At 60.1% G+C, this 23,134-nt stretch carries 22 protein-coding genes; 6 read left to right on the top strand and 16 right to left on the bottom strand.

What is annotated here, in order from left to right; genetic code table 11:
* The first annotated feature begins 45 nt into the window (after positions 1 to 45).
* A complete protein-coding gene (locus tag RRH01S_RS13995; RefSeq protein ID WP_015917662.1) occupies positions 46 to 954 on the top strand; it encodes a DMT family transporter in 909 nt (302 codons plus the stop codon).
* Positions 955 to 1,004: 50 nt separating this feature from the next.
* On the opposite strand, the gene RRH01S_RS13990 is transcribed toward RRH01S_RS13995, so the two are convergent.
* Positions 1,005 to 2,084 (bottom strand): LacI family DNA-binding transcriptional regulator, encoded by a 1,080-nt coding sequence (locus RRH01S_RS13990; protein WP_015917661.1) that lies wholly within the window; start codon positions 2,082 to 2,084, stop codon positions 1,005 to 1,007.
* A 188-nt stretch (positions 2,085 to 2,272) separates the two neighbouring features.
* Here RRH01S_RS13990 and RRH01S_RS13985 point away from each other — a divergent pair, with 188 nt between their 5' ends.
* The 3 genes from RRH01S_RS13985 to RRH01S_RS13975 all read left to right on the top strand — a co-directional run bounded on the left by RRH01S_RS13985 (position 2,273) and on the right by RRH01S_RS13975 (position 5,914).
* Positions 2,273 to 3,100, top strand: coding sequence for an ABC transporter substrate-binding protein (locus tag RRH01S_RS13985; RefSeq protein WP_007694861.1), 828 nt, complete (start codon positions 2,273 to 2,275; stop codon positions 3,098 to 3,100).
* Positions 3,101 to 3,204: 104 nt separating this feature from the next.
* Positions 3,205 to 4,725 (top strand): amino acid ABC transporter permease/ATP-binding protein, encoded by a 1,521-nt coding sequence (locus RRH01S_RS35145; RefSeq protein ID WP_034516211.1) that lies wholly within the window; start codon positions 3,205 to 3,207, stop codon positions 4,723 to 4,725.
* Between the two features lie 61 nt (positions 4,726 to 4,786).
* Positions 4,787 to 5,914 (top strand): NAD(P)/FAD-dependent oxidoreductase, encoded by a 1,128-nt coding sequence (locus tag RRH01S_RS13975; protein WP_034516213.1) that lies wholly within the window; start codon positions 4,787 to 4,789, stop codon positions 5,912 to 5,914.
* A 48-nt stretch (positions 5,915 to 5,962) separates the two neighbouring features.
* On the opposite strand, the gene RRH01S_RS13970 is transcribed toward RRH01S_RS13975, so the two are convergent.
* Entirely contained in the window at positions 5,963 to 6,355 is a 393-nt protein-coding gene (locus tag RRH01S_RS13970) for a hypothetical protein (protein WP_034516214.1), read from the bottom strand.
* Positions 6,356 to 6,608: 253 nt separating this feature from the next.
* Between RRH01S_RS13970 and RRH01S_RS13965 the strand changes: the two genes are divergently transcribed.
* Positions 6,609 to 6,971, top strand: a complete 363-nt coding sequence (locus RRH01S_RS13965) for a hypothetical protein (protein ID WP_007697669.1) — start codon at positions 6,609 to 6,611, stop codon at positions 6,969 to 6,971.
* Positions 6,971 to 7,411 carry a DoxX family protein gene (locus tag RRH01S_RS13960; protein WP_007697673.1) on the top strand — a complete coding sequence of 147 codons (441 nt, stop codon included), beginning with the start codon at positions 6,971 to 6,973 and terminating at the stop codon, positions 7,409 to 7,411. The genes RRH01S_RS13965 and RRH01S_RS13960 overlap by 1 nt, the downstream gene beginning before the upstream one ends.
* A gap of 12 nt (positions 7,412 to 7,423) precedes the next feature.
* Here the strand turns inward: RRH01S_RS13960 and RRH01S_RS13955 are convergent, their stop codons facing one another.
* The 14 genes from RRH01S_RS13955 to RRH01S_RS13890 all read right to left on the bottom strand — a co-directional run bounded on the left by RRH01S_RS13955 (position 7,424) and on the right by RRH01S_RS13890 (position 23,099).
* A complete protein-coding gene (locus RRH01S_RS13955) occupies positions 7,424 to 8,488 on the bottom strand; it encodes an ABC transporter ATP-binding protein (RefSeq protein ID WP_015917657.1) in 1,065 nt (354 codons plus the stop codon).
* Between the two features lie 24 nt (positions 8,489 to 8,512).
* Positions 8,513 to 10,027: a DUF5060 domain-containing protein gene (locus RRH01S_RS13950; protein WP_015917656.1), complete on the bottom strand. Its 1,515-nt coding sequence runs from the start codon at positions 10,025 to 10,027 to the stop codon at positions 8,513 to 8,515.
* Positions 10,028 to 10,061: 34 nt separating this feature from the next.
* Positions 10,062 to 10,949 carry a carbohydrate ABC transporter permease gene (locus RRH01S_RS13945; protein ID WP_042472109.1) on the bottom strand — a complete coding sequence of 296 codons (888 nt, stop codon included), beginning with the start codon at positions 10,947 to 10,949 and terminating at the stop codon, positions 10,062 to 10,064.
* Positions 10,946 to 11,845, bottom strand: a complete 900-nt coding sequence (locus RRH01S_RS13940; RefSeq protein ID WP_015917654.1) for a carbohydrate ABC transporter permease — start codon at positions 11,843 to 11,845, stop codon at positions 10,946 to 10,948. Before RRH01S_RS13940 ends, RRH01S_RS13945 begins: the two co-directional genes overlap by 4 nt.
* Before the next feature lie 104 nt (positions 11,846 to 11,949).
* Positions 11,950 to 13,203, bottom strand: coding sequence for an ABC transporter substrate-binding protein (locus tag RRH01S_RS13935; RefSeq protein ID WP_015917653.1), 1,254 nt, complete (start codon positions 13,201 to 13,203; stop codon positions 11,950 to 11,952).
* A gap of 82 nt (positions 13,204 to 13,285) precedes the next feature.
* Positions 13,286 to 13,930 (bottom strand): dihydroxyacetone kinase subunit DhaL, encoded by a 645-nt coding sequence (dhaL, locus tag RRH01S_RS13930; protein ID WP_015917652.1) that lies wholly within the window; start codon positions 13,928 to 13,930, stop codon positions 13,286 to 13,288.
* Positions 13,930 to 14,946: a dihydroxyacetone kinase subunit DhaK gene (locus RRH01S_RS13925; protein ID WP_034516224.1), complete on the bottom strand. Its 1,017-nt coding sequence runs from the start codon at positions 14,944 to 14,946 to the stop codon at positions 13,930 to 13,932. The genes dhaL and RRH01S_RS13925 overlap by 1 nt, the downstream gene beginning before the upstream one ends.
* Positions 14,947 to 15,004: 58 nt before the next feature.
* The gene (apnL, locus tag RRH01S_RS13920; protein ID WP_042472104.1) at positions 15,005 to 16,888 is read right to left on the bottom strand and encodes a D-apionate lactonase; all 1,884 of its coding nucleotides are present in this window, start codon (positions 16,886 to 16,888) and stop codon (positions 15,005 to 15,007) included.
* Positions 16,888 to 17,919: a Gfo/Idh/MocA family protein gene (locus RRH01S_RS13915; RefSeq protein WP_034516227.1), complete on the bottom strand. Its 1,032-nt coding sequence runs from the start codon at positions 17,917 to 17,919 to the stop codon at positions 16,888 to 16,890. The genes apnL and RRH01S_RS13915 overlap by 1 nt, the downstream gene beginning before the upstream one ends.
* 2 nt (positions 17,920 to 17,921) lie before the next feature.
* Positions 17,922 to 18,986 (bottom strand): ABC transporter permease, encoded by a 1,065-nt coding sequence (locus RRH01S_RS13910; protein ID WP_007697701.1) that lies wholly within the window; start codon positions 18,984 to 18,986, stop codon positions 17,922 to 17,924.
* Complete coding sequence (locus RRH01S_RS13905) at positions 18,983 to 20,533, bottom strand: sugar ABC transporter ATP-binding protein (RefSeq protein WP_015917648.1); 1,551 nt, start codon at positions 20,531 to 20,533, stop codon at positions 18,983 to 18,985. The genes RRH01S_RS13910 and RRH01S_RS13905 overlap by 4 nt, the downstream gene beginning before the upstream one ends.
* Positions 20,530 to 21,174, bottom strand: a complete 645-nt coding sequence (locus RRH01S_RS13900) for a DUF2291 family protein (protein ID WP_034516232.1) — start codon at positions 21,172 to 21,174, stop codon at positions 20,530 to 20,532. Before RRH01S_RS13900 ends, RRH01S_RS13905 begins: the two co-directional genes overlap by 4 nt.
* A gap of 78 nt (positions 21,175 to 21,252) precedes the next feature.
* Complete coding sequence (locus RRH01S_RS13895; RefSeq protein ID WP_015917646.1) at positions 21,253 to 22,194, bottom strand: D-ribose ABC transporter substrate-binding protein; 942 nt, start codon at positions 22,192 to 22,194, stop codon at positions 21,253 to 21,255.
* Positions 22,195 to 22,271: 77 nt separating this feature from the next.
* Positions 22,272 to 23,099 (bottom strand): phosphogluconate dehydrogenase C-terminal domain-containing protein, encoded by an 828-nt coding sequence (locus tag RRH01S_RS13890; protein ID WP_015917645.1) that lies wholly within the window; start codon positions 23,097 to 23,099, stop codon positions 22,272 to 22,274.
* Between the last annotated feature and the right edge of the window lie 35 nt (positions 23,100 to 23,134).

The following is a 23,134-nucleotide window of genomic DNA, read 5'->3' as shown; positions in this document are numbered from 1 at the left end:
AGACAGGGTCACCAATTCAGGTGCTGCATTTCCGAGATTCGATAGATGACCATTCAGATTCCTGCCCGAACCTTCTCCTCAAGCGAGTATGAGAAGGGTATCGTTCTTGTGGCCGTGGCAACGCTTGCGTGGAGCTGCAGCGGCATCTATGCGCGGCTTCTGACGACCGACATATGGACGGCGATCGCTTGGCGGTCGCTGTTTGGCGGCATATTCTTGCTGATCCCGAGCTTCTTCCTTGAGGGCGGGTTTTCGCGGCGCCAATGGAGTTCGATCTTTCATCCCGCCGGATTGGCGATGATTGCCTGCCAGACCATCAGTCAGGCCTGCTTTATCGGTGCGCTCTACATGACCACGGTCGCAAACGTGACCATGATCTATGCAACGGCGCCGTTCATCGCCGCCTTTCTCAGCTGGACGATGCTGAAGGAGCGGGTGGCGAAGCGGACGTTGATTGCCGGCGGCGTCTGTCTCGTCGGGGTGGCGGTTATCGTCGCTTCCTCGATTGGGGGCGGCACCGGCGTCGGCGATCTCCTGGCACTCGGCATGACGGTCACCTTCGCTCTCATCATCGTCATCCCACGCATCGACCGTAGCGTGCCGATCCTGCCGTCCAGCGTCGTGAGCGGGTTCCTCACATTCGTGCTCTTCCTGCCCTTCGCTTCGACGGCCTCGCTCGATGCTTATAATTGGCTGCTGCTGGCTGCCTTTGGAGCGACGAATTTCGCGCTCGCGTTCGTCCTTTTCCTTTTCGGGTCAAGGCGAATGCCGGCGGCCGATGCGGCTCTCGTCGGCTCGATGGAGATCGTGCTTACCCCCTTCTGGGTCTGGCTCTTCTTTTCCGAGAGGCCGCCGATGGCAACGTTCATGGGCGGTGCGATCATCCTTGCGACGATCGTGTGGCATACCGCCGTCGATCTTCGGCATGCCCGCGGTGTCCGCGCGCAGGACTAGAACGTCGTAACTGTCCGTTTCTGGTTCCGAGACGATGACAGGCTTTCGCCTCAAGTCGCAGTCGATCGTGGTGCCGCCACCGAGCCGCGCTGGATCAGGCTCGTCTTGATCATCGTGCGCTCCACTGGCAGCTCTTTGCCGTTCAGCCGCGAAATGAGCCTTTCGGCTGCCTTTTTCCCCATCTCATAAACCGGCTGATCGACGACGGTGATCGGCGGAGCGGTAACTGTGGTCCAGTCCGCATCGAGGAAGGAAATCATCGATATGTCCCTGGGGATGGAAAGGTTCAGGGACTGTAGAGAACGGAATACCCTGAGCCCGACGAGGCTATCGGACGCCACCAAAGCCGTCGACGGATTTTTTTCCGCAAGCAAGCGCTTCACGACGGCATCTGTCCGCAGCTGATCGGTGGCGCCAAGCCGGACGTAGTGCTCCGGGTTCTTCAACCCGGCGTCGATCTGTGCGCTCAAGAAGCCCTCCACGCGCTCGCGCACGGCGGAGTTGGATATCTGCCGGCTGTCCGTGAACGGATCAACTCCGGTGTCCATGGCGGATATATAGGCGATGCGGCGATGTCCTGCCTCCAGCAGATAGCGCGTTGCGTTCATGGCGGCGTCGCGGTCGTCGCCGGTCACGGAGTCGACCCCAAGCTCCGGAATGCTTCTATCGAACAGGACGAGCGGAACGCCGACGCGGCGAATATCCTGCAGATGCTCCATCCGGTCGCATCTGGCCGGCGTGACGATCAGGCCGTCGACGCGCTTGCCGATAAGCAGGTCTACCGCCGATTTCTCGGCATCGAGTTCTTCGCCTGAATTGGCGATGATGACGTTGAAGCCCGCCACGCGCGCAGCGTCACTGAGGCCCCGGACCGCGAGGCTGAAGAAAGCGTTCTCGATATCGCCGACGATGACACCGATGATGCCGGATTTCCCCGTCGTCATGCTGCGTGCGAGTTCGTTCGGTCGGTATTCCAGTTCTGTTGCCGCAGCCATTACTTGAGCGCGAACCTTGTCGCTGACCACGCCATAGCCGCCGAGAACACGGGCCGCCGTGGCCTTCGAAACCTTGGCCGCTTTTGCGACGTCGGCGACGGTGACGGAACGTTTGACAGGGCTAAGGTTTTCCATAGGGCGAGGGTTACAAGAGTTGTTGACGGAAGGTCAATCTCAAGTTAACAAATATCCATTGAGACCGGTCTCTTTGTAAGAGATACCGGTCTCTTGTGCAAATCCTTCCTTCGGCGATACGCGACGAAGGAGCGGATGGTCACGCATAAAAATGCCGATAAGAGCACCCTTCAGAGCGGAGAATGAACATGAGCAAATCTGGCATATTCGCAGCCGCCATCGCTCCCTTGCGAGCTGGCGTCCTGGCCTATCTTCTTGCAGCCGGCATCGGGTCCGCATCCGCAGCCGACAATCCCTATAATCTGATCGATCCGCAGACCATCAGCGTCGGCACGATGGGCGATGCAAAGCCCTACACCTTTGCTACCGCCGACGGCCAATTCACCGGCTTCGATATCGAACTCTTCCTGAATGTCGTATCGCGCATGGGTTTTGCGAAGGACAAGGTGACCTTCACCGGTCAGGAATTCTCGGCCTTGATGCCGTCCGTCGCCAATGAGCGCTTCGACGTGGCGGTCGCCGCAATCGGAACGACCGAGGCACGCAAGAAGACGGTCGACTTCTCCGACGGTTATCTCGCCGGCTATCTCTCCGTCCTGACGCCGGAAGCGAGCATCAAGGATGCCGATACGCTGAAGGGCAAGCGCCTCGGCGTGGTGCAGGGCACCTTGCAGGAAATCTACGCCACCAAGAATTTTGCTGGAGCCGATCTCGTAAAATTCCCCGACAATAATTCGGCGGTGGCAGCGCTCAACAATGGCACGATCGATGCTCATTTCCTCGACTACGAAGCGGCCAAGCAATATGGCGAGCGTTATCCGTCGCTGAAGATTGCGGTCAATATTCCGTCCTTCGATGCGCCGGCTGGTTTCGTGATCAGAAAGGGCAATGATGCCTTCCGCACCGCGCTGAACAAAGCGCTTCATGAGGCGATGCAGGACGGCACCTGGAAGACGCTTTATGAGAAGTGGTTTCCGGGCTCGCCAATGCCGGACCAATATCTACCCAAGAAGTGAAGCTTCGAGCCGCCCGCGCTTGCCGGGCGGCTCCTTCATGGCATTGCTGATGTTTATCCGAACGGATGCGTCGGTATGGCCCGCAAGAATTCATGGGGAATGGAATGGATTGGCTTGAAAATCTCCGCCGCAGCTTCCTGGACTGGGATGCTATGGCGGAAGTGCTGCCGAGCATGATCACCGTCGGCCTGAAGAACACGCTGATCCTGGCTGCCGCCTCGACGGTGCTCGGCGTCATCATCGGGATGGTGCTGGCCGTCATGGGCATCTCGCAGTCACGCTGGCTGCGCCTGCCGGCGCGGATCTACACCGATATTTTCCGGGGCCTCCCGGCCATCGTGACGATCCTGATCATCGGTCAGGGCTTTGCCCGTATCGGCCGCGAACTGTTCGGGCCCTCGCCATTTCCGCTCGGCATCATCGCGCTCAGCCTGATCGCTGGCGCCTATATCGGCGAAATCTTCCGTTCCGGCATCCAAAGCGTTGAACGCGGCCAGATGGAGGCCTGTCGCGCGCTCAGCATGAGCTACGGGCAGGGGATGCGGCTGATCGTTATCCCGCAAGGCGTACGGCGTGTTCTGCCGGCACTCGTTAATCAGTTCATCGGCAACGTGAAGGATTCGAGTCTCGTCTATTTCCTGGGACTGCTCGCGTCCGAGCGCGAGATCTTCCGCGTCGGCCAGGATCAGGCCGTGGTGACGGGCAACCTGTCGCCATTGCTGCTGGCCGGTGTGTTCTATCTCCTCATTACCGTGCCGCTCACCCATTTCGTCAACTACATCGATGCGCGGCTGCGGCTTGGAAGACAGGGGCGGGGTTCCGGCGCTGCCAGCGGTCTCGTCGAGGTCGGAGAATTACGAGCTGCTTCCAGCACGGCCGTTGGCAACGAACCACGCTTCAAGGCAGGGGCGCTCAGGGTCCGCGATCTCAGCATGGCCTATGGTGATCTCGATGTGCTGAAGGGTGTCGATCTCGATATCGCGCCAGGCACGGTGACCTGTATCATCGGCCCATCGGGTTCGGGTAAGTCGACGCTCCTGCGTTGCCTGAACCGGCTGGTCGAGCCGAAGCGTGGCGACATCCTGCTCGATGGCGAAAGCATTCTGGCGATGAAGCCGGAGAGCCTGCGTCGTCGCGTCGGCATGGTGTTCCAGCACTTCAATCTGTTTCCGGACCATACCGCGCTCGAAAACGTCATGCTGTCGTTGACGAAGATCAAGAAGATGCCGAGGAGCGAGGCGCGTGGGATTGCTGAAGCACGCCTTACCGAGGTTGGTCTCGCTGAACGCAAGGATCATCGCCCGGCTGGCCTGTCGGGTGGACAACAGCAGCGCGTTGCGATTGCCCGTGCTCTGGCAATGGATCCAGAGGTCATCCTGTTCGATGAGGTGACGAGCGCGCTCGATCCCGAGTTGGTCAAGGGCGTTCTCGACCTGATGGCAAACCTTGGCCGCCAGGGCATGACGATGGCTGTCGTGACCCACGAGATGGGGTTTGCCCGCAGGGTTGCCGATCAGGTCGTGTTCATGGACGAAGGCCGCATCATTGAAGCGGGTTCGCCGCAGCAAATTTTCGACAATCCGCAAAGTGAGCGGTTGAAGCGTTTCCTCGCGGAAGTTCTTTGATGCCGCTCGACCATTACGGATTTTCACAACCAGACAACGTCAATAGATAAGGTTATCCAACATGCATGCTTCCACTCAGCCTTCGAAGGTCATCGTCGTTGGCGGCGGGATTTTCGGAGTTTCGACCGCACTTCATCTCGCGCGGCTCGGCGTTCGCACGGTGATCATCAATGACGGCCCGCTGGCGAACGGCGCCTCTGGCCGGTCGCTCGCCTGGCTCAATTCAGCGCGCAAGCGCTCAAACGCCTATCATCGGCTGCGCATGGCCGGCATCGACCGCTATCGGACACTCGCCGCCAAATATCCGGATGCGCGGTGGCTGCGTTTCGATGGCGGGCTGACCTGGGATGCGGATGGCCGGGGCAATGAGATCGGGGAAGTTTTCGAATACGAACGCAACCTCGGCTATCACGCTCTGCTGCTCGCCCCGTCGAAGGTTGCGGAGACGACGCCGGGCGTCGATGCCAGCATGGTGACGCCGCAGGGTGCCAAGTTCAATCCGGGCGAGGGTTGGGTCGATCTGCCGTCGCTGATCGGTGTTCTCGCCGAAGAGTTCAAGGCGCGGGGTGGTGAGATCGTTACCGACGCCGGACGCGCGACTGTCAATGTCGAAGAGGGCCGTGCTCGCGGTGTGACGACATCGAACGGTATTCGTTGGGATGCCGACGCTGTGTTGCTAGCGGCCGGTGGAGCCGTTCCCGCAACCGTCGCTGAGGCTGGTCAGCACATTGCCGACGGAACGCCGATTGCGCTTCTTGTCAGAACAAAGCCGATCAAGCATCCATTGAAAGCGGTCCTGAACACACCACGCGTCGCCATTCGGCCGACGCCTGATGGTGGCTTTGCACTTGATTCCGCTTGGTCCGAGGAGGAAGTGGGCGTGAATGCGGACGGGAGCTACGAGATCAAGCCTTCCACGGTCGAAGGCCTGCTTCGCGAGGCGTCGAAAGTGCTCGAGGGCAATCCGACGCTCGAACTGGCGGACTATGGCGTCGGACCGAAGCCCATTCCCGGCGACGGCGACCCGGTGTTCGGAGAATTGCAGTCCATCCCCGGCTACTTCGTCGCCTTTAGTCACAGCGGCGCCACGCTCGGCTTGATCGCCGGTGAACTGCTTGCCGATGAGATCGCCACAGGAAAGCGCCATCCGCTGCTGGCCAATTTCCGGCCAGAGCGTTTTTCCAAGTAGCTCGCACAGGGCGTTCAGGCCCCCTGCTGTTTCGGCGGGGGGCTTTGCTCAGTGGATCGAGCCGAGTAGCACGGGGCTTGAGGCGAGGTTGTCGACGAGCACCGTCATTGCATAGCAGGCGACAAGCAATTGAGCCGAAAAGGTCAGCACCGGCCTCCAGTCCTTGGCGGCCGGTGATCGATTGTAAGGCAAGGCGGAGCCGTTCCCGGTTTCAAGGGGGATGATCTCGAAGGTCTTTGCTCCGAACGCCAGCAAGCAGAGAATGTTGAAAATGATGAACTGTCGCGCGCCCGCGCCGATGGTGCAAAACATCGCGTTGCAGCCAAGACAGCTGGCCCAAAGATAGACGCGCCCCTGCTTGCCGAGATAGCGCCTGACACTTGTCAGCCCATTCAGCAATTGTTCCGGATCGCCTGATCCTGCATTGCGGGGTTGTTTCACATCCGGTCTCCTTGCCCGAATCCGGGCGGATACAAGGAAACCAGTTTTCGCCTGCCACATGTGTTGCATTGTATTGCGGCGTGTTTTTTTAGTTTGCTGCGGGTGCACTGCGGCGGCGGATAGTCAAGCGATCCGAGCGCATCTGCAACCCTCGCCACATGAGCGATCCCGTCGCAACAAATTGTAACAACATATAACACTGCATTACATCGGAATCGCTATGGTAAGTCCGTATTCGAATATGAGGTCGCAAATGCTAGCTGAGTCCCTGCCATCCGATCGTCCGACGGACGTGCTGATCTGTCTCGACAATCCGCAGGCCGCCACGAGTATCGGGTCGGTCCTGTCGGCGCGCGGCCTCTCGGTTGCGGCAATCTCGATGTCGGGAATGCAGAGCGAGTTCGAGCCGAATGGCTGCCGGGTGGTGATAACGCATACGGCGATGATCGGACGAGTGCGGAACCGATTGAAGCTGCCGATCGTCAATGTCGAGGCTTTCATCTTCGAGCGTCAGGACGGTTCTGATGCCAGCTCGCCAAAGCAGTTTGACGGCGCCGCCTTCGTGAAGCGTGTTCTGACGGTGATGAGCGACGCCGAAAGACGCGCACCACGCTAATGCGTACCGGGCGTGAGAATCTGGGGGCATCCGAAGGCATTTCCGGTCAACCTCTTACGGAACTGCGAAATGCCCTGGTCTGGTTTCTGGAAGCCTCCATCGCCGTGGTCTTCGGCCTGTCGGGGTTTTTGAAGATATCGAAACCGATCGAATATCTCGGCAGTCTGGGTATGGATTCCGTGACGGTTCTTCCCGAATGGGCCGTTCGTATCGTGGGCACCGTCGAATTGCTGTCGGCAAGCGCCTTGTTGGTGCCGGCCATGCTTGGCGTGCTTGTCAGCCTCGCACCATCTGCCATCATCGTCCTTCTGGCCGTTGAAGGTTTTGCCATCATCCTTGAACTTGCGGTTGTTCACGGCGATTACGCGCTGACCATGAATATCGCCCTGCTCGGCTGTCTGGCGGTTGTCGCCTGGCACCGTCTCCAAGCCATCCGATAATGGCTTGGGTTTTTACAAGCGCTGCTGGGTGACCTTGTCGAAGAAGTGAACATTCGACGATTTGAAGGAAAGCTGCACCTTCTGGTTTGGCGCCAGCTCGGCGCGCTCCCGCATGACCCATGTCAGTTCCTTGCCCTCGACATCCAGCGCCACATGCGTCTCGGACCCCGTGGGCTCGATGACAGTAACGGTTGCCGGCACGCCGCAGTCGGCCGCAAAGGAGATGTCTTCGGGTCGAATGCCGATGAGGACATCCTTGCCCTCCGCCTGAGCCGGCGCATCGAGGAGTTCGACCGGCGTGCCGCTCGGCAACAACAGGGTCGGCTTTGGGCCGCCGGTTAGCCTGCCTTCGAGGAAATTCATCGCGGGGGAACCGAGGAAGCCGGCGACGAAGACATTTCGAGGCCGGTCGTAAAGCTCGAGCGGTGTTCCGATCTGCTCGACTTTGCCGCCCTGCAACACCACGATCTTGTCGGCCATCGTCATCGCCTCGATCTGGTCATGGGTGACATAGACGATGGTCGTTTTCAGCCGCTGATGCAGCGCCTTGATCTCGGCCCGCATCTTGACGCGCAATTTTGCGTCGAGATTGGACAGCGGTTCATCGAAAAGGAAGACCTTCGGATCGCGCACGATAGCGCGGCCCATGGCGACGCGCTGGCGCTGGCCGCCGGAAAGCTGTGCGGGCTTGCGGCCGAGCAATGGCTGAAGCCCGAGGATCTGCGCGGCCTCGCCGACCTTCCGTTCGATCTCGGGACGCTTCGCGCCGGCAAGCTCCAGCGCAAAGCCCATGTTCTGGGCGACGGTCATCTGCGGATAGAGCGCATAGTTCTGGAAGACCATCGCGATGTCGCGATCCTTCGGCTGCAGATTGTTGACGACGCGCCCGCCGATCGAGATCTCGCCGCCGGTGATTTCCTCCAGCCCCGCGATCATCCGCAGAAGCGTCGACTTGCCGCAGCCGGACGGCCCGACGAGAATGACGAATTCGCCGTCCGATATGTCGACATCGACGCCATGGATGATATCCACCGCTCCATAGGACTTCTTGACGTTCTTGATGGTCAGTCCGGACATGAAATTCCTCCCTGTGAGGCCCGATCAGTTCTTTTTACGGATGCGAAGGGCCTGGTATGGCTTGCCCGGCAATTCGATGCCAAAGGCGGCGTCCGGCTGGCCGCCGCGCACGATCGCACCGTGCCGTGTGGGGTGCGGGATCGGAGCGTCCACCTTCCTTGCGGGGGTAATGGTCATCTCCCAGGTATCGATGATGTCGACGTCGTAGTCGGTGCCATCCTTGGGCAGACCCGTCGACCAGATGACGGGCTGGTGTTCGCCGAGATAGATGTAGCTGAGATCACCGTCGCGGGCGCCGGAAACGCGCGTCCAGGGCCACTCGCCGGCTCCTGCCATCGGCTCTAAGCCGTTGACGACGTCCTGCTCCAGCAGCTCGCGCAGAAAGCCGATGCGCTTCCATGCCTCGCCGCGCAGTTCGCCACCCTTGGCCCACCAGATGAGGTCTTCCGGATGCGAATAGGTCTCCCCATGCCCGGCATAGCCGCCGCGAACCATGGTGATCCAGAAGCGATGCACTAGTTCCTGCGCGGTCAGATTGCCCCAGGACTGGATGATATTGCCTTCATATTCCGGCTCGTCATTGACGACAGGCTTGCCATAGGCATCGCGCCATTCCTGCGTCCGCTTGACGTCCCAGTTCTGGATGCAGGTATGCGTGACCCAGGGCTTGCGATGATCGAAGTTCATCGTCTGCTCGCCATTGTGGATCGATTTCAGATGGCCGTAGGGATCGTTCTCCTCGAGGATATGGAAATAGCGGTCCCATTGCGCCATCGGCTTGGTGTCGAGGAGGAAGTCATATTCGTTGGCGAGCGCCCACCAGACGTTCCGATAGGCGGCAAGCCGTGCCGCGAGATATTCGACATAGCGGAAGTCCTGCTCGGCCGACATGTCGGCATAGCCCCAACGGTCATAGGGATGGAACATGATGATATCGGCTTCGATGCCAAGCGCGCAAAGGGCCGCAACCTGCTTTTCGAAATGCTGGAAGAGGACCGGGTTCGGACGGTCGACGTCCTCCTTGCCGTCTGCTCCCTTCTCGAAGCAGGGATAAAGCGGTTCGTTGACATTATAAGGGTAGTCCTTCGGAAACACCCCCATGCGGATCTTGTTGAAGCGTGCGTTCTTTAGCGTCTCGAGCGTTTGCGCCTGCATCTCCAGCGGCTGATGCGTCCAGGCATAGCAAGTCGTCCCGAAGGAGAGGAATGGCCTGCCGTCGGCATAGGCGAAATGGAATTTGTTGCGCACGCGCACCGGCCCGTGATTGCCCTCGGACGGCTTGGTGGCGACGAGCGAGCCGGACTTGCCGTCAAGTTCCACGGTCTTGGAACGCGTCCTGAAGGACCATTCGCCTTCGTTGTCGGGCATGAAGCGAACGCGATAGATGCCGTCGCCATCGTAAAAGCCAGGCACGCGGACCTCGCGGCTGTTCTGGCTGAAAACGGCATCGAATGCCACGTCGAGATAGGGATTGCCGCCCGAAGGGCCGTTGAAGGCTGCCTCGAAGACGCCCCATTTTTCGACGGTTGCATTGGACATGATATTCTCCTCGAAAGACTTTGGAATTAGGGGCTCAGCCTTTGACGGCGCCAGAAGTGAGGCCGGAGACGAAGTATCGCTGGAAGATGAGGTAGACGAGCGTTGCCGGCAGCACGGTCATGACGATCGCGGCATTGAGCTGACCGTAATCGTTGGAAAACTGCCCCTGGAAGGACATCAGCCCCAGCGGCAGCGTCCACATATGCTGATCCTGGAGCAACACGAGCGCCATGGCGAACTCGTTCCAGGTGGAGACGAAATCCAGGATCAGGAGTGCGGCGAGCACCGGCAGGCAGACCGGCAGAAAGATCCGGCGAAAGATGGTGAAATGGCTCGCACCATCGATCAGGGCGGCTTCGGAGAGTTCCTTCGGAATCCCCTTGAAGAAGCCGTGCAGGATGAAGACCTGGTACGGCACGCCGAAGGCGATATAGGGCAGGATGATGCCGGGATAGGTGTCGATCAGCCCCAGCGAATTGACGAGCGTAAACAGCGGCGCCAGCATGACCTGAAACGGGATCATCGTGCCGAAGACGACGAGAAGCAGCAATGCCTTGCCGGTCTTCAAGGGGATCTTGGCGAGCGCATAGGCCGCCATCGCCGAAAGCGCCAGCCCCAACGGAACCTTGATGACCGTGATGATGGCGCTGTTGAAGAATGCGTTGGCGAAGTTTCCGCGGCTCCAGGCGTTGCTATAATTCTCGAGGGCCAGATGGACGGGCGGCATGAAGGCGCCAGTGCTGGTAACATCGGCCTTCGTCTTCAGTGATGTGAAGACGATGAACACGAAGGGCGCGACCCAGATCAGTGCGACGACGATAAGTGCGATCCAGAGCCGGATCAGGATCGGATCCCGCCTTGGTTTTCCGACGGTGGCCGTATCGAAGGTGATGGCTATGGATTCGGGTGACGTCGCGGTCATTGCTCGGCCTCCTCATGCTTCTGCGTCCACCGCAGGTAGGGGACGACAATGGCGATGGTGATCAGCAGCAGGACGACCGAGATTGCCGCGCCACGGCCGAAATCGAAGATCTGCATCGCCTGAGTGAAGGCCCAGAGCGCCAGCATTTGCGTGGATTGCGCCGGTCCGCCGCCGGTGAGGCCGTAGACGATGTCGAAGGCCTTGAGCGACGAAATGATCGACAGCACGAGTACGATCGTGATGGTCGTGCGAAGGGCAGGGAAGGTGACGTGTTTGAAGACGGCCCAGCGTCCCGCGCCGTCGATGCGAGCGGCTTCGACCAGAGACTGCGAAACATTCTGCAGACCGGCCAGGAAGAGAACCATGGAAAAGCCGACCGACTGCCAGAGATAGGCGACGAAGACCGAATAAAGCGCGATGTTTCTATCGCCAAGCCAGTCCTTTATCCAGGTCTGGAGGCCCATGGATGTCAGTATCTCACTGAAGAGGCCGAAGAACGGATCGTACATCCATTTCCACATCGTCGCGACGGCGATGGGGGCGATGATGACCGGAAGGTAGAAAATGGCGCGGAACGTGTTGCGGCCGAAGAGCTTCTGATTGAGGCTCAATGCCAGGAGCAGCCCCACCATTGGCGGGAACACCAAACACATGATGGTCCAGATGACCGTATTCTTGAAGGCGACCCAGAAGACGGGATCGCGCGTAAAGATGTATTGATAGTTCGCAAGGCCGACAAAGGGGCGCTGAGGATCGAGCCCGTTCCACTTCTGGAAGCTCAATATCGCGACATTGACCATCGGATACAGCGCGAAGATCGCGTAGATCGCCATCGCCGGGGCGAGCAACAGGAATGCCTGCACGCGGGGATCATGTGTTCGGTTTCGCAATGACATTCTCATCTGCTCCGGGCGACAGGCGGCTAGCGCGTGGGCTTTTGGGGCTCGGGCAATAGCCGGCCCCGATGGATGATCGGGACCGGTCAGCGTCCTGGGAGGACTTAGGTCCGGCCTGCGATGAAGGTCTGCAGCTGCTTGGCGGCATCCGCCGGTTCAATGTTTCCGGACGCAACGTCATTGATCACGCGGAAATATTCGGTCGTAACATCAAGCGGAAACGCCTGGTCGCCGTTCATGTAGACCTTGCCGTAGGTCTTGAAGATTTCCAGCCATTTGGCTTCAAGCGGCTTCTGGTCGGTGTATTGGACGTTCTTGTTGACCGAGATCGAGCTGATCTGCCCGACCAGATCCTGCTGGACCTTGGTCGACAGGAAATAATCCAGGAATTTCGCAGCAAGATCAGGATCTTTGCTCTTGGTGCTCACGTAGTTGTATTCGGCAAAGCCGTAGAGGCGGTTGGTGTTCGTCGGGAACGGGAAGATCCCGTAGTCGTCGAGGTTTGCGCCGCTGCCGCTCAGCTGGCCGACAAGCCAATCCCCTTCCAGCATCATTGCCGCGCGGCCCGCAACGAACAGGCTGTAGGATTGCTGATTGCTGATCCCCATGAAGGGCTGAAGCGTGTAGTTCTTGGTCCACTTTGCGAACTCGGTGAAGGCATCCGTCGCGCAAGGCTCTTTCGTCCAGTCAAGCTTCATCGCCATCAGCGCGTCGTGCTTGTCGGCGCCGCATTTGGTCTCAAGGATGACGTCCATCAACCGCATGACGTGCCAATTGACGGAGCCGCCAAAGGTGAAGGCCGGAATTCCGGCAGTCTTCAGCTTTTCGGCATCCGCAAGCAGATCCTCGTAGGTTTTCGGCTCCTCGGTGATCCCGGCCTGCTGGAACAGTTTCTTGTTGTAGTAAACGGCCTCACCCTTGAAGGTGAAGGGGACGCCATGCTTGCCGCCCGAATAAAGGTCGGCGAAGGCGGCCGCCGAGGGGAGGAGTTCATCGCTCCATTTGTATTGCGTGTAATATTTGTCCAGCGGCAGCGACAGGCCGGCTTTGACATATTCGCCACCGAGACCAAGCCCGGCCCAGCTGAAATAGATATCGGGACCCTTGCTGGAACCCGCCGCCACGCGAAGAGCGGTCTTGTGTTCATCAACACCACGCTGAACGATTTCGATATGCGTTCCCGGGTTTGCGGCCTCGAAATCGGTCGCCACCTTCTTCAGCGCAGTATTGGCGCCGCCATTATCGAAATTGAGCGTCCACAGCGTCAGGTCCTGCGCTTTCGCACCGGTTGCCGCCAGGGCAGCCGCAGCAATCGCGACCGCGCCAAAACCTCTCGCATATTTGGAGTTGATCCGCATTTTTCCGTCCTCCTCTGAAGAATGCTGAGGGCGGTTTTGTCAAATCACCAGATACATGTCAACTGGTATGATGAGCTCATCATCATTGAGGTGAGAAGAAGGCGTGGAAGCATGCGACGACGACGGCTGCCGAGGCGGCGCCAGGATCGATGTGACCCAAAGCGCGCTCGCCAAGCCTAGAGGAGCGCCCCTTCGTGGCGATCATATCCTTCGTTGCGTCCATGCCGGTTTGCGCCGCGACCAGCGCTGCGGAAAAGCATTCTTCGAGCGGCATTCCCTGGTCCCGCGCAGCCTGGCAGGCGGCGGCAGCCGGTGCCCAAGCGTCGATCATGGTCTTCTCACCGACTTCGGCCTTGCCGCGATCTTGGATCCCCTTGGCAATCGCCGCGAACGCACCGACCATATCGTCGTCGGTGAGCGACGGCTTGCCTTTGACCGAGGCACCGGCGCGCATCAGGCCGGTCGCGTAGAGCGGACCTGAGGAGGCGCCGACCGCATTCAGGAAAGCCTTGGCTGCCGTGTTGAAGACGAGGGTGGGATCGGCCGTTGCCGGATCGAGTTCGGCCGTCGCCTTGGCGGCTGCCGAAAAGCCCAGCTCCATGGCGATGCCGTGATCGGCATCGCCGATCACGCCGTCAAGCTCGCAAAGCCGGTCCCTTTCGCGCGTCATCGCCTCCGCGATGAGAGCGATGAGAGATTTCAGATCGTCGGCCGTGATCGTCGTCATCAGAGCGCCTCGCCGGAACGGAACATCGCGCAATCGCAGGGGTGATCGATCAGCCGCTGCAATTCATCGTCCAGATGCATCAGCGTGATGGAGGCGCCGGCCATTTCCAGCGACGTGCAGTAGTTGCCCACCAGCGACAGGTGGATCTCCACGCCCAGCGCATCGAGCGTCATCTTGACCTTGCGCATGATGATGTAGAGTTCCATCAGCGGCGTTGAGCCGAGCGAATTGATGAGCACGGCCACGCGGTCACCCCGCTTCGGCTTCATCTCGCCGAGGATCCTGTCGAGCAGTTCTGTGGTCACGTCATCGGCTGGCTTGAGCGGACCGCGGGCAACGCCGGGCTCACCGTGAATGCCCATGCCGATCTCCATCTCGTCGTCGCCGAGCTGGAAGTTCGGCTTCAGCGTCTGCGGTAGAGAGCAGGGCGAGAGCGCGACGCCCATCGTGTAGGTGCGGTCATTCGCCCATCGCGCGACCCGCTCCACTTCGTCCAGGCTGTACATCAGATCGCAGGCAGCACCGGCGGCCTTGAAGACAAAGACGTTGCCGGCGACGCCGCGTCGGCGGTCTCGCTGGTCGATGGGGGCGGAGGCGACGTCGTCGGTCGTCAATACGGTGCGGACCTCGATATCATCCATGGTGAGCATCTCGGCAGCCATGTCGAAATTCATGACATCGCCGGCATAATTGCCATAGGCGAACAGGACGCCTGCACCATTGTTGACGGCCTTGGCGCATTCGATGATCGGGTCCGGCGGCGGCGAGGCAAAGACATTTCCGACTGCCGCCGCATCCGCGAGCCCCTTGCCGACGAACCCCAGGAAGCTCGGCTCATGTCCGGAACCACCGCCGATGACCAAGCCGACCTTGCCCGCGCGCGGGCCATGCTTTGCCACGATCGACCGCGGCGATCCGTCAATGGCGCGAAGGTGGTTGGGATGGGCGGCCAGTACGCCGGCCAGCATTTCGTCCACGGCGGCCGCGCCGTCATTGATAAGCTTCTTCGTCTTCACGCCAGTCCTCCCGGTCATTGCGATTCTGAAGACTAAGATGCGCGTCTCGCGAGCTAGGTCAATCCGCCAAAGCGATCGAACCGACGGCATAGGGTTCAAGAGTGAGAACCCCGTTCGCAAATTCATCGGCTTGGCCCAAGGTGCCGAGTTCGATCTTCTGCGAGGCGGGTGTCACGTTCACCAACAGCAATTGCGGTGCCTTGTGCGCTGGCACGGCGATAAAAGCGATGACAGAAGCTGGATTGGATGAGACGCATTCACGCCATGGACTGCTGGCGAGACGGGTCAGCATGGCGACCGTGTTGAAGATCGGGCGTTTGCCACCGTCTAGGGACGGCTCGCCTTCACCGGCGATCACGCCGAATGGTCCCGTCAGCGCCGAAAGCGTCAGGCATTCCAAGCCGGCGTCAAGCATCTTGGCGGTATAGCCGAGCGCGAATGCTTCGGCGAAACGGCCATTATGCCGGGGATCCGTATTGGCCATCGCAATCCGGCGTCCATCGGGATTATCCATCGTGCGGCTGCCATAGGGGTTTTGCCGCATCGGAATGGTGGAGGGACCGATGCGATAGGGCTTGTCGCCGTAGATTGCGCGAACGGAGCGGGTGATGAACGGCAGCGCTTCCAGCGTCTGCATGACGCTGAGATCGTCGGCGGCATGCACGATCGGGTTTGTGCAGTGGGTAATGAAGTCGAGCTGTTCGGGCGGAACGCGCTTGCGGTTGAGTTCGGTGAAATAGCTCAGCATGCCGCCGCCGAGGCGCATGCCCGGGAAAGCGGCGCGGGCCGCTGCATAGACCTCGTCAAGCGGCGGGCATTCAGGCCATTGGCTGCCGGGAGGGGTCGATTGTTGATCCACTGAGGGGGAGATGACAATCGCGTCCGGTCTAAAGCCGGCTGCCTGCATCCAGGCGGCAATCTCCATCGTCTCCGCGAGCGGCGATTGCTTGCACGGCAGGGCTATTTCCAGCGTCGACGTTCCGTCATTGAGTTCGGCAGTAGCGTCGAACGCTCTGAACGCATCCGCGCCATGGCCGGCGTTCGGATCGAAGTGAAAAAGCAGTTCCTGTGGCCCGATCTCCGCTAGAATATCGCGAGCCTCAAGTGTCGCCAGGGCCTCCTCGGGGGTGATTACAAGGCCGATCGCCGGCATTGTCCCGCTCTTCGTCCCCTCCGTGATCGTGATGACTTGGCTGCTCAGCGAGCCGGATGCTGGAGCGTTCAGTGCCTCCCTCTTGTCGTCAACACTGAGAACGACCCTTTGCCGCACAGATTGGCCCGCCGGGATTTGATAGGGCCAGGGCAAAGCGAGAGGACGCACATAAGTCTTGTAGGAGGCATCCGACCAGTTGCGCTGGTCTTCCATCTCGAAGGTGTCGCCTTCCATCCGGCATTCCGCTGCGACGTGCGGCATGACGCTATGCGTGATCGCGCGCATATCCTTGAAGGGCTGCCATGGTTCAATGAGATCGGGAAAATGGGTATCTTCGCGATGGCCGTCGACATGTTCCACCGAGACCATTGTGCCGGCAACGCCGACAATCGGATGGAGGATGCAGAAGCCGCAGCGATTGGTCTCGAAGCCGGTTTCGGATACCGCTTCCGCATCGAAGATCACGGTGCCTCCGGCGTCAGCGGAGATCTGCACGCGGATTTCAAGCGTTGTGCCGTCTGGTCCGGCGCAATGCGCGACGTAACCAACGGAAAACGCATCATTGCCCTGATTGATCTTCAGGTCCGATATTTGGGGAGCATAAGTGCCCCAATCGCGGTCGCGCACCAGATAGGAGACGCCGCGCAGCACTTCGGTTCCGTCATAGGTGATCGTGCGGAGATTGCCGTCCTTGAAATCAATTGCGAGCTGGCCAGCCGTAAGTCGCACCGGCGGAGCCTCGGTTTCATGCGTGCCATAAAGCTCAAAAGGGTCGATCTCAGTCGTCATTACAACATCGCTCCGATGTCGACAGTCCTCCCATTGGCGGCGCTCTCATAGGCGGCTTCGACAAGGGCGAAGGTCTTCAGATTATCCGCGCCCGATGTCGAGGTTTCACCACCGGACGAGAGACGGTCTGTCCAGTGCTGCTGGATGGCCAGCACGCTTTCCTGGATGTTGTGCCATGGGCGGGATGCCCAGGAGAGCAACTGCGGCGAGGCATCGGAGATAGTCATGCCGTTCGGGCCGGTCACCTCGAGACGATAGCCTTGTGAGAGCCGGATGGTTCCTTGCGTCCCGTCGATGTCGATCAGTGTCTCGGGGAAGGGCTCCGTTCCGAGCTTGGTCGCATAGCTGACGTCGACGATCGATGTCGCGCCGTTCTGGTGGTCGAGCAGGATAGTTGCGACATCCTCCCCCTTGATCTTCGGATTGACCCGTTTGGTGCGCGCGGTGAGCGTCGCAACGTCGCCGAGAATGAAGCGGGCGATGTCGAGTGTGTGGATGCCGAGATCCTCGATGATGAAGCGCTCGCCTTCGGCAAGATAGGGCTGGCCGGAGAAGACATCGAAGCCGGAGCGGAAGGAGAATCGGCCCCAGAAGGGTTCACCGATGGCGCCCGATTCCAAAACGGCCTTTACGGCCTGTATCGGTGTCTGCCAGCGGAAATTCTCATGCACCATCAGGGGGATGTCGGCGTTTTCGCAAGTACGGACCATGGCCTTGGCATCGCTCAAGGACTTTGCAAACGGCTTCTGGCAGATGGCCGGGACTTTGTGGGCCGCCGCCATTTCCACCAATGCACGATGGCTCTGCACGGTCGTCGCGATATCGACGAAATCGAAGCCGCCGTCGGCAAAGAGAGCCGCCGCATCGCCGTAACGGCGCTCAATGCCGAACTGATCGCCGACCAGCTTCAGGCGCTTCGGGTCACGATCGCAGATTGCGGCAATCCCAGCGCCTTTGACGTCTTTCCACGCATGCATCTGGTTGACCGCAAAGAAACCGCAGCCGATGAGCGCGCCCTTGAGTTCCGTCATGTTCAGCCTGCCTTTGCCATTTGCATGAGCGTCACGCGCTGTTGCAGACGGCGCTGCGCCTGGTCGACGACCACGGCGATGATGATGACCAGCCCCTTGATGACCATCTGCCAGAAGGACGAGACGCCCATCATCACCAGGCCATCGGAGAGGATACCGATGACGAAGGCGCCAATGATCGTACCGCCGATCGTTCCGCGTCCGCCCGACATCGAGGTGCCGCCGAGGACGGCCGCTGCGATGGCGTTGAGCTCGAAGCTCTCGCCGGTCGCCGGGTGTGCGGCCATCAACTCCGACGAAATGATGATGCCGACGATGGCCGCGCAGAGGCCCGAGAACATATAGACGAAGATCTTCACAACATCGACGCGGATACCCGACATGCGTGCCGCGCGCTCATTGCCGCCGACGGCGAAGATGTGGCGGCCGATCGGCGTCGAGCGGGAGACATAGGCGGCGATCAGCGCGAGAAAGATGAGGATCCAGATGGAAACGGGAAGGCCGAGCAGCCTGCCGGCGCCGAAGACGTCGAAGCCGGTCGTGTCGAATTCCGGCCTGCCGACCAGGTTCGGAAAGGTCTGGCCGTCCGAGGACAACAGCGCGAGGCCGCGAGCAACGTAGAGCGTTCCGAGCGTTGCGATGAAGGGCGCGACGTTGAGCTTGGTGATGAGCAGTCCGTTGATGAGCCCGATCAGCAGCCCGACGGCGAGGGTGATCAGGATGATCTCGTATATGTTGAAATAGACGGTGTATCCGATCGGCAATGCGACGCCGTTGAGAATGAGGGCACCCGCCACCATACCGCATAGGCCGACGATGGAGCCGACCGAGAGGTCGATGCCGCCGGTGATGATGACGAAGGTCATGCCCATCGCCAGGAAGGCGTTGAGCGCGACGTGCTTCGACATCAGGATCATGTTTGCCGTCGATGTGAAGTTCGGCGCGAAGATGGCGAAGAAGATGATGACGGCAAAGAGCGCGATGAAGGTTCTAAGCTTCATCAGCGTCAGCAGTGCAGAGCCGTTCGAGCGTTTGGCCGCAAAAGAAGTGGAAGTATCTGCCGTCATGACGCGAGTTCCCTTGTATGTCCGTGTCCCTTGGCCGACGCGGCGATGATGGCTTCTTCCGTGGCTTCGTTCCTGTCGAAGACTGCGACCAGCTTGCCGTTGCTCAAGACGGCGATGCGGTCGGAAAGCGCCATGACCTCTTCAAGGTCCGAGGTTGAAAACAGGATTGCCAGACCCTTGCCGGCAAGCCTGCGCATGGTGCGGAAGACATCGGCCTTGGCGCCGACGTCGATGCCCCGGCTCGGCTCGTCCATCAGAAGAACCTTGGGGTCGGTCATCAGCGCCTTGCCGATGACGACTTTCTGCTGGTTGCCGCCGGACATCGATGTCACCTCGAAATCCGGGTTGGGCGCCTTGATGGAGAGATCACGGATCATGTCGTGCGTGGCCTGCTTTTCGGCGCCGGCATCAATGTGAAAGAAGCGGGCAAAGCGCCCAAGGCTTGCGAGCGTCAGGTTGCTGGCGATGGACAGCACCTGCACCAGCCCCTCTCGCTGCCGGTCCTCCGGTATCAGCGCCAGGCCGCGCCGGATCCGCCGGGTGGTGTCGCGTTCGCGAACCTCCACGCCGTCGATGAAGATCTTGCCGGTCGAATGCATATGCCGGCCCATCACGCATTCGAAGAATTCGCTGCGGCCGGCCCCCATCAAGCCGTAGATGCCGAGAATCTCGCCGGCGCGAACGGAGAGCGAGACATGGTCGACGGCAAGGCCGCCGGTCGAGCGCGGCAGGCTGATCTCTTCTGCGCGGAAGGCTTCCTTGCCGATCGCGTGCCCACCGTCCTTGGCAAAGTCCTTGGCGTCCGATCCGATCATCGACCGGACGATCCATTTCGTATCGATATCGCGAACCATCGCCTGGCCAGTGATCTGCCCGTCGCGCAGCACGGTGATGTAATCGCCGATCCGCATCAGCTCTTCCAGCCGGTGCGAGATGTAGACGATGGCGACACCTTGCGCCTTCAGCTCGGCGATCACCTTGAACAGAATGTCCACTTCCGCCGCAGACAACGCAGATGTCGGCTCGTCCATGATCAGGATGCGGGCGTTGAGCGAGATCGCCTTTGCGATTTCGACAAGCTGCTGCTGTCCGATCGGCAGATCCTCGATCATGGTCTCGGCATTGATGCCCGCGTCCAACCTCTTCAGGAATTCATTGGCCTTGGTAATTTGCGCCTTGTGGTCGATGCCGAAGATGCCGCGCTTGATTTCGCGCGTCGCAAAAATGTTTTCGGCAACCGACATGTTGGCGAACAGGTTGAGCTCCTGGAAAATCATGCCGATGCCGCGTGCTTGTGCGGCCGCCGGGCTGTCGAAATGAACGGCTTCGCCTTTGAGGACGATGCGGCCGAGGGTGGGACGCTCGACGCCGGCGATGATCTTCATCAGCGTCGATTTGCCGGCGCCGTTTTCACCGACGAGCACGTTGACCGCGCCGCGCCGCAGCTCGAGATTGGCGCGCTTGACCGCGACGATGCCCGAATAGACCTTCGATACGTCTTCCAGGCGAAGGATGATGTCGTCCTCTGTCGTGTCGCTCATGCTCATTGCCCCAACGCCAGCGCCGAGGGGGTAATCAGAGGAAGCTGGCCGGATGCGGGCAGCGGATAAGCACCGGTCACCGTTACCGTCTTGCCCACGAGGCCATCGCGTGGCAAGGCTGCGAGGAAGGACGTATTTGCCTTCTCGTTGAACGCCTTGCCGAACTGCGCCCATTCGATCTGGTTTCTGAATTCGTTGAAGTCGAGGAAACCCAGCGCGTCGCGTAAGGCTGTGCCGCGGATGGCAGGGCCGATCTGCACTTTTGCGTCCGCCTTGCCGTCGCCATCCACATCGACGTCGAGGGTCCCGGCGCGAGAGGCCGTATCTGCGGCGACGATCTTGCCGCTGAGCTTGACCGCATAGGTCCAGGGCGATGAAGTCTGCTTGCGAGGATTTCCATATTTTGCGCCGGCTTCGTCCGGATTGGATGCGACTGCCTGCAGCACCGTCTTGAAGTCGCCCGCGCGCTTCTCAAGGTCGGGAAGCACTTGCGACTGCCAGATCGCGTCGACCTTGGTCGCGGGATCGAAAGCGGTCTTTGCCGCCTCCGCCGCCTTTTCCTCGGCCGTCGGTGTTTTAATGATCTTGCAGCCAGGCAGCGCTGCGACCAGCATGACGGCCACGACCGCGCCTCTGATCCTCAACATGCAATGCACCTCTATCTCACAGGAAACATATCCGGAGAGCGTGGGTTTTCCACGCTCTCCGCGGTGCTCGGTCCGCCATCAGTTCTTCAGCGCGAAGGTCTCAAGCTTGTCGGCATTATCAGCATTGATGAGGACGCAATCCATCAATTGCTTCTCGTCCTTTGGCACGGTCTTGTTCTTGATGTAGGCGTCTGCCTGCTGGACCGCGATCTGGGCCTGGGCATAGGCCGGCTGCATCACCGTGGCCTTGATGCCACCGGCCTTGATCGAGTCGCGCACATCGTTGGAGCCGTCGAAACCGACGACGATCACGTCCTTGCGGCCGGCAGCCTGAAGGGCAGCGATTGCGCCCATCGCCATGGTGTCGTTGCCGGAAATCACGCCCTTAATATCCGGGTTTGCCTGCAGGATGGTTTCCATCTTCGCATAGGCTTCGGTCTGGCTCCAGTTCGCCGATTGCTTGGCGACCAGCTTCAGATCCGGATAGTCGTCGATGACGTCGTGATAGCCCTGCGAGCGGATACCGGCATTGGTATCGGCTTCGCGACCGACGAGCTCGGCATAATTGCCCTTCTCGCCCATCAGCTTGACGAATTCCTGCGCGCCGAGCTGAGCGCCCTGGTAGTTGTTGGAAACGATCTGCGCGACGGCGATACCGGTGACGTTGATTTCGCGGTCGATGAGGAAGGAGGGGATGCCGGCATCCTTGGCCTTCTTGATGGCGGCAACCGTGGCATCGGCGCCGGCATTGTCGAGAATGATCGCCTTGGCACCACGGCCGATGGCCGTGTCGATCACTTCGGACTGCTTGTTGGCATCATCGTCATGCGACATGACGAGCGTGTCGTAACCCAGCTCCTTCGCCTTGGCTTCGGCGCCGACGGCTTCGGCCTTGAAGAACGGGTTGTCGTGCGCGGGGGTGATGATGGCGATCAGATCCGCCGAGAAGGCAGGTGCGGCCGTGCCCAGGGCAAGAACGCTTGCAAAGGCCGCAAGTGTCAGTCTGCGTGTCAGTTTCATGGTTTCCTCCCAGTTATGAAACAAGCCCTGTTCCCAGCAGGGCAGAAAGGGGAGGGCAAGCCCTCCCCAGGATCTCCTCAGGTAATGCGCTGGATGCTGGCTGCGATTTCCTTCGGTTCGAAAACATTCTTCCAATCGTCGCGCATCAGCGCGGGAATGCCGAATTCGATCGCCTTGTTGCAAGCGTCCGAAAACACGCCATCGACTTCCTTGAAGATGACGGCGCCGAGAACGTTCATGTGGCCGAGCAGGAAGTCGCGGGCGGCGTCTTCCGGAACGCCACGCGCAACGCATTCGTCCATGGCTTGGCGCATCACGACCAGCAGCGACGCGCAGACGGTTTCCGACAGGCCCGGCTCAAGCATCGCCATCTGCTCGACGGTGACCCGGTGCGACCGCATGACCGGCGCCCAGATGACCTTGGCGATCTCCTCGCCGAGCGCATAGGCGCTTTCCGGTCCCTGCATCAGTGCCGAAACGATATGCTGCTTGGCGAACAGACCACCGAAGTGATCCTTCTTCGCCTGCATGTCGGTTTCGTCATTAAAAATAGGCGGATGGCAGGGATGGGTAACAAAATAGGTGAGCTCATCGCGCTTCGGCAGATGGCCTGCGAAGGGGGCGGCCGCGTCGAGCGCAACGACCATCGTTCCCGGCTTCAGCTTGTCGACGATGCCGGCCGCCACCTTGCCGATGGCAGTGTCCGGAACCGCAAGAATAACGACTTCGGCGCCGTTGAGTGCCTCATCCACCGGCACGCAGGACAGATCGAGATCGTTCTTCAACCGCGCCTTGCCGGCGTCGCTGACCTCGACATGACGGACATCGAAGCGTGAACCTTTCAGGTTCTTGGCAAGCCGATATCCCATTTTTCCGCCAGCGCCGAAAAGAGCAATTACAGTCATGTTTTCTACCTCGTCCATTTTCAAATCGTGGTATC

This window comes from Rhizobium rhizogenes NBRC 13257 (assembly GCF_000696095.1).
GTDB lineage: Bacteria > Pseudomonadota > Alphaproteobacteria > Rhizobiales > Rhizobiaceae > Rhizobium > Rhizobium rhizogenes.
The sequence above is the reverse complement of the archived record's forward strand: the minus strand, read 5'-3'. Positions and strand labels throughout refer to the sequence as shown.

What these genes read in the sequence shown, in the direction of transcription:
- RRH01S_RS13990 (WP_015917661.1), bottom strand. Translation starts at nt 2,084, where the DNA reads ATGGAAAACCTTAGCCCTGTCAAACGTTCCGTCACCGTCGCCGACGTC.
- RRH01S_RS13960 (WP_007697673.1), top strand. Translation starts at nt 6,971, where the DNA reads ATGCGTACCGGGCGTGAGAATCTGGGGGCATCCGAAGGCATTTCCGGT.
- RRH01S_RS13945 (WP_042472109.1), bottom strand. Translation starts at nt 10,949, where the DNA reads ATGACCGCGACGTCACCCGAATCCATAGCCATCACCTTCGATACGGCC.
- RRH01S_RS13965 (WP_007697669.1), top strand. Translation starts at nt 6,609, where the DNA reads ATGCTAGCTGAGTCCCTGCCATCCGATCGTCCGACGGACGTGCTGATC.
- RRH01S_RS13910 (WP_007697701.1), bottom strand. Translation starts at nt 18,986, where the DNA reads ATGACGGCAGATACTTCCACTTCTTTTGCGGCCAAACGCTCGAACGGC.
- RRH01S_RS13895 (WP_015917646.1), bottom strand. Translation starts at nt 22,194, where the DNA reads ATGAAACTGACACGCAGACTGACACTTGCGGCCTTTGCAAGCGTTCTT.
- RRH01S_RS13985 (WP_007694861.1), top strand. Translation starts at nt 2,273, where the DNA reads ATGAGCAAATCTGGCATATTCGCAGCCGCCATCGCTCCCTTGCGAGCT.
- RRH01S_RS13900 (WP_034516232.1), bottom strand. Translation starts at nt 21,174, where the DNA reads ATGTTGAGGATCAGAGGCGCGGTCGTGGCCGTCATGCTGGTCGCAGCG.
- RRH01S_RS13940 (WP_015917654.1), bottom strand. Translation starts at nt 11,845, where the DNA reads ATGTCATTGCGAAACCGAACACATGATCCCCGCGTGCAGGCATTCCTG.
- RRH01S_RS13955 (WP_015917657.1), bottom strand. Translation starts at nt 8,488, where the DNA reads ATGTCCGGACTGACCATCAAGAACGTCAAGAAGTCCTATGGAGCGGTG.
- RRH01S_RS13950 (WP_015917656.1), bottom strand. Translation starts at nt 10,027, where the DNA reads ATGTCCAATGCAACCGTCGAAAAATGGGGCGTCTTCGAGGCAGCCTTC.
- apnL (WP_042472104.1), bottom strand. Translation starts at nt 16,888, where the DNA reads ATGACGACTGAGATCGACCCTTTTGAGCTTTATGGCACGCATGAAACC.
- RRH01S_RS13935 (WP_015917653.1), bottom strand. Translation starts at nt 13,203, where the DNA reads ATGCGGATCAACTCCAAATATGCGAGAGGTTTTGGCGCGGTCGCGATT.
- RRH01S_RS13890 (WP_015917645.1), bottom strand. Translation starts at nt 23,099, where the DNA reads ATGACTGTAATTGCTCTTTTCGGCGCTGGCGGAAAAATGGGATATCGG.
- RRH01S_RS13975 (WP_034516213.1), top strand. Translation starts at nt 4,787, where the DNA reads ATGCATGCTTCCACTCAGCCTTCGAAGGTCATCGTCGTTGGCGGCGGG.
- RRH01S_RS13995 (WP_015917662.1), top strand. Translation starts at nt 46, where the DNA reads ATGACCATTCAGATTCCTGCCCGAACCTTCTCCTCAAGCGAGTATGAG.
- RRH01S_RS35145 (WP_034516211.1), top strand. Translation starts at nt 3,205, where the DNA reads ATGGATTGGCTTGAAAATCTCCGCCGCAGCTTCCTGGACTGGGATGCT.
- RRH01S_RS13905 (WP_015917648.1), bottom strand. Translation starts at nt 20,533, where the DNA reads ATGAGCATGAGCGACACGACAGAGGACGACATCATCCTTCGCCTGGAA.
- dhaL (WP_015917652.1), bottom strand. Translation starts at nt 13,930, where the DNA reads ATGACGACGATCACGGCCGACGATCTGAAATCTCTCATCGCTCTCATC.
- RRH01S_RS13915 (WP_034516227.1), bottom strand. Translation starts at nt 17,919, where the DNA reads ATGACGGAACTCAAGGGCGCGCTCATCGGCTGCGGTTTCTTTGCGGTC.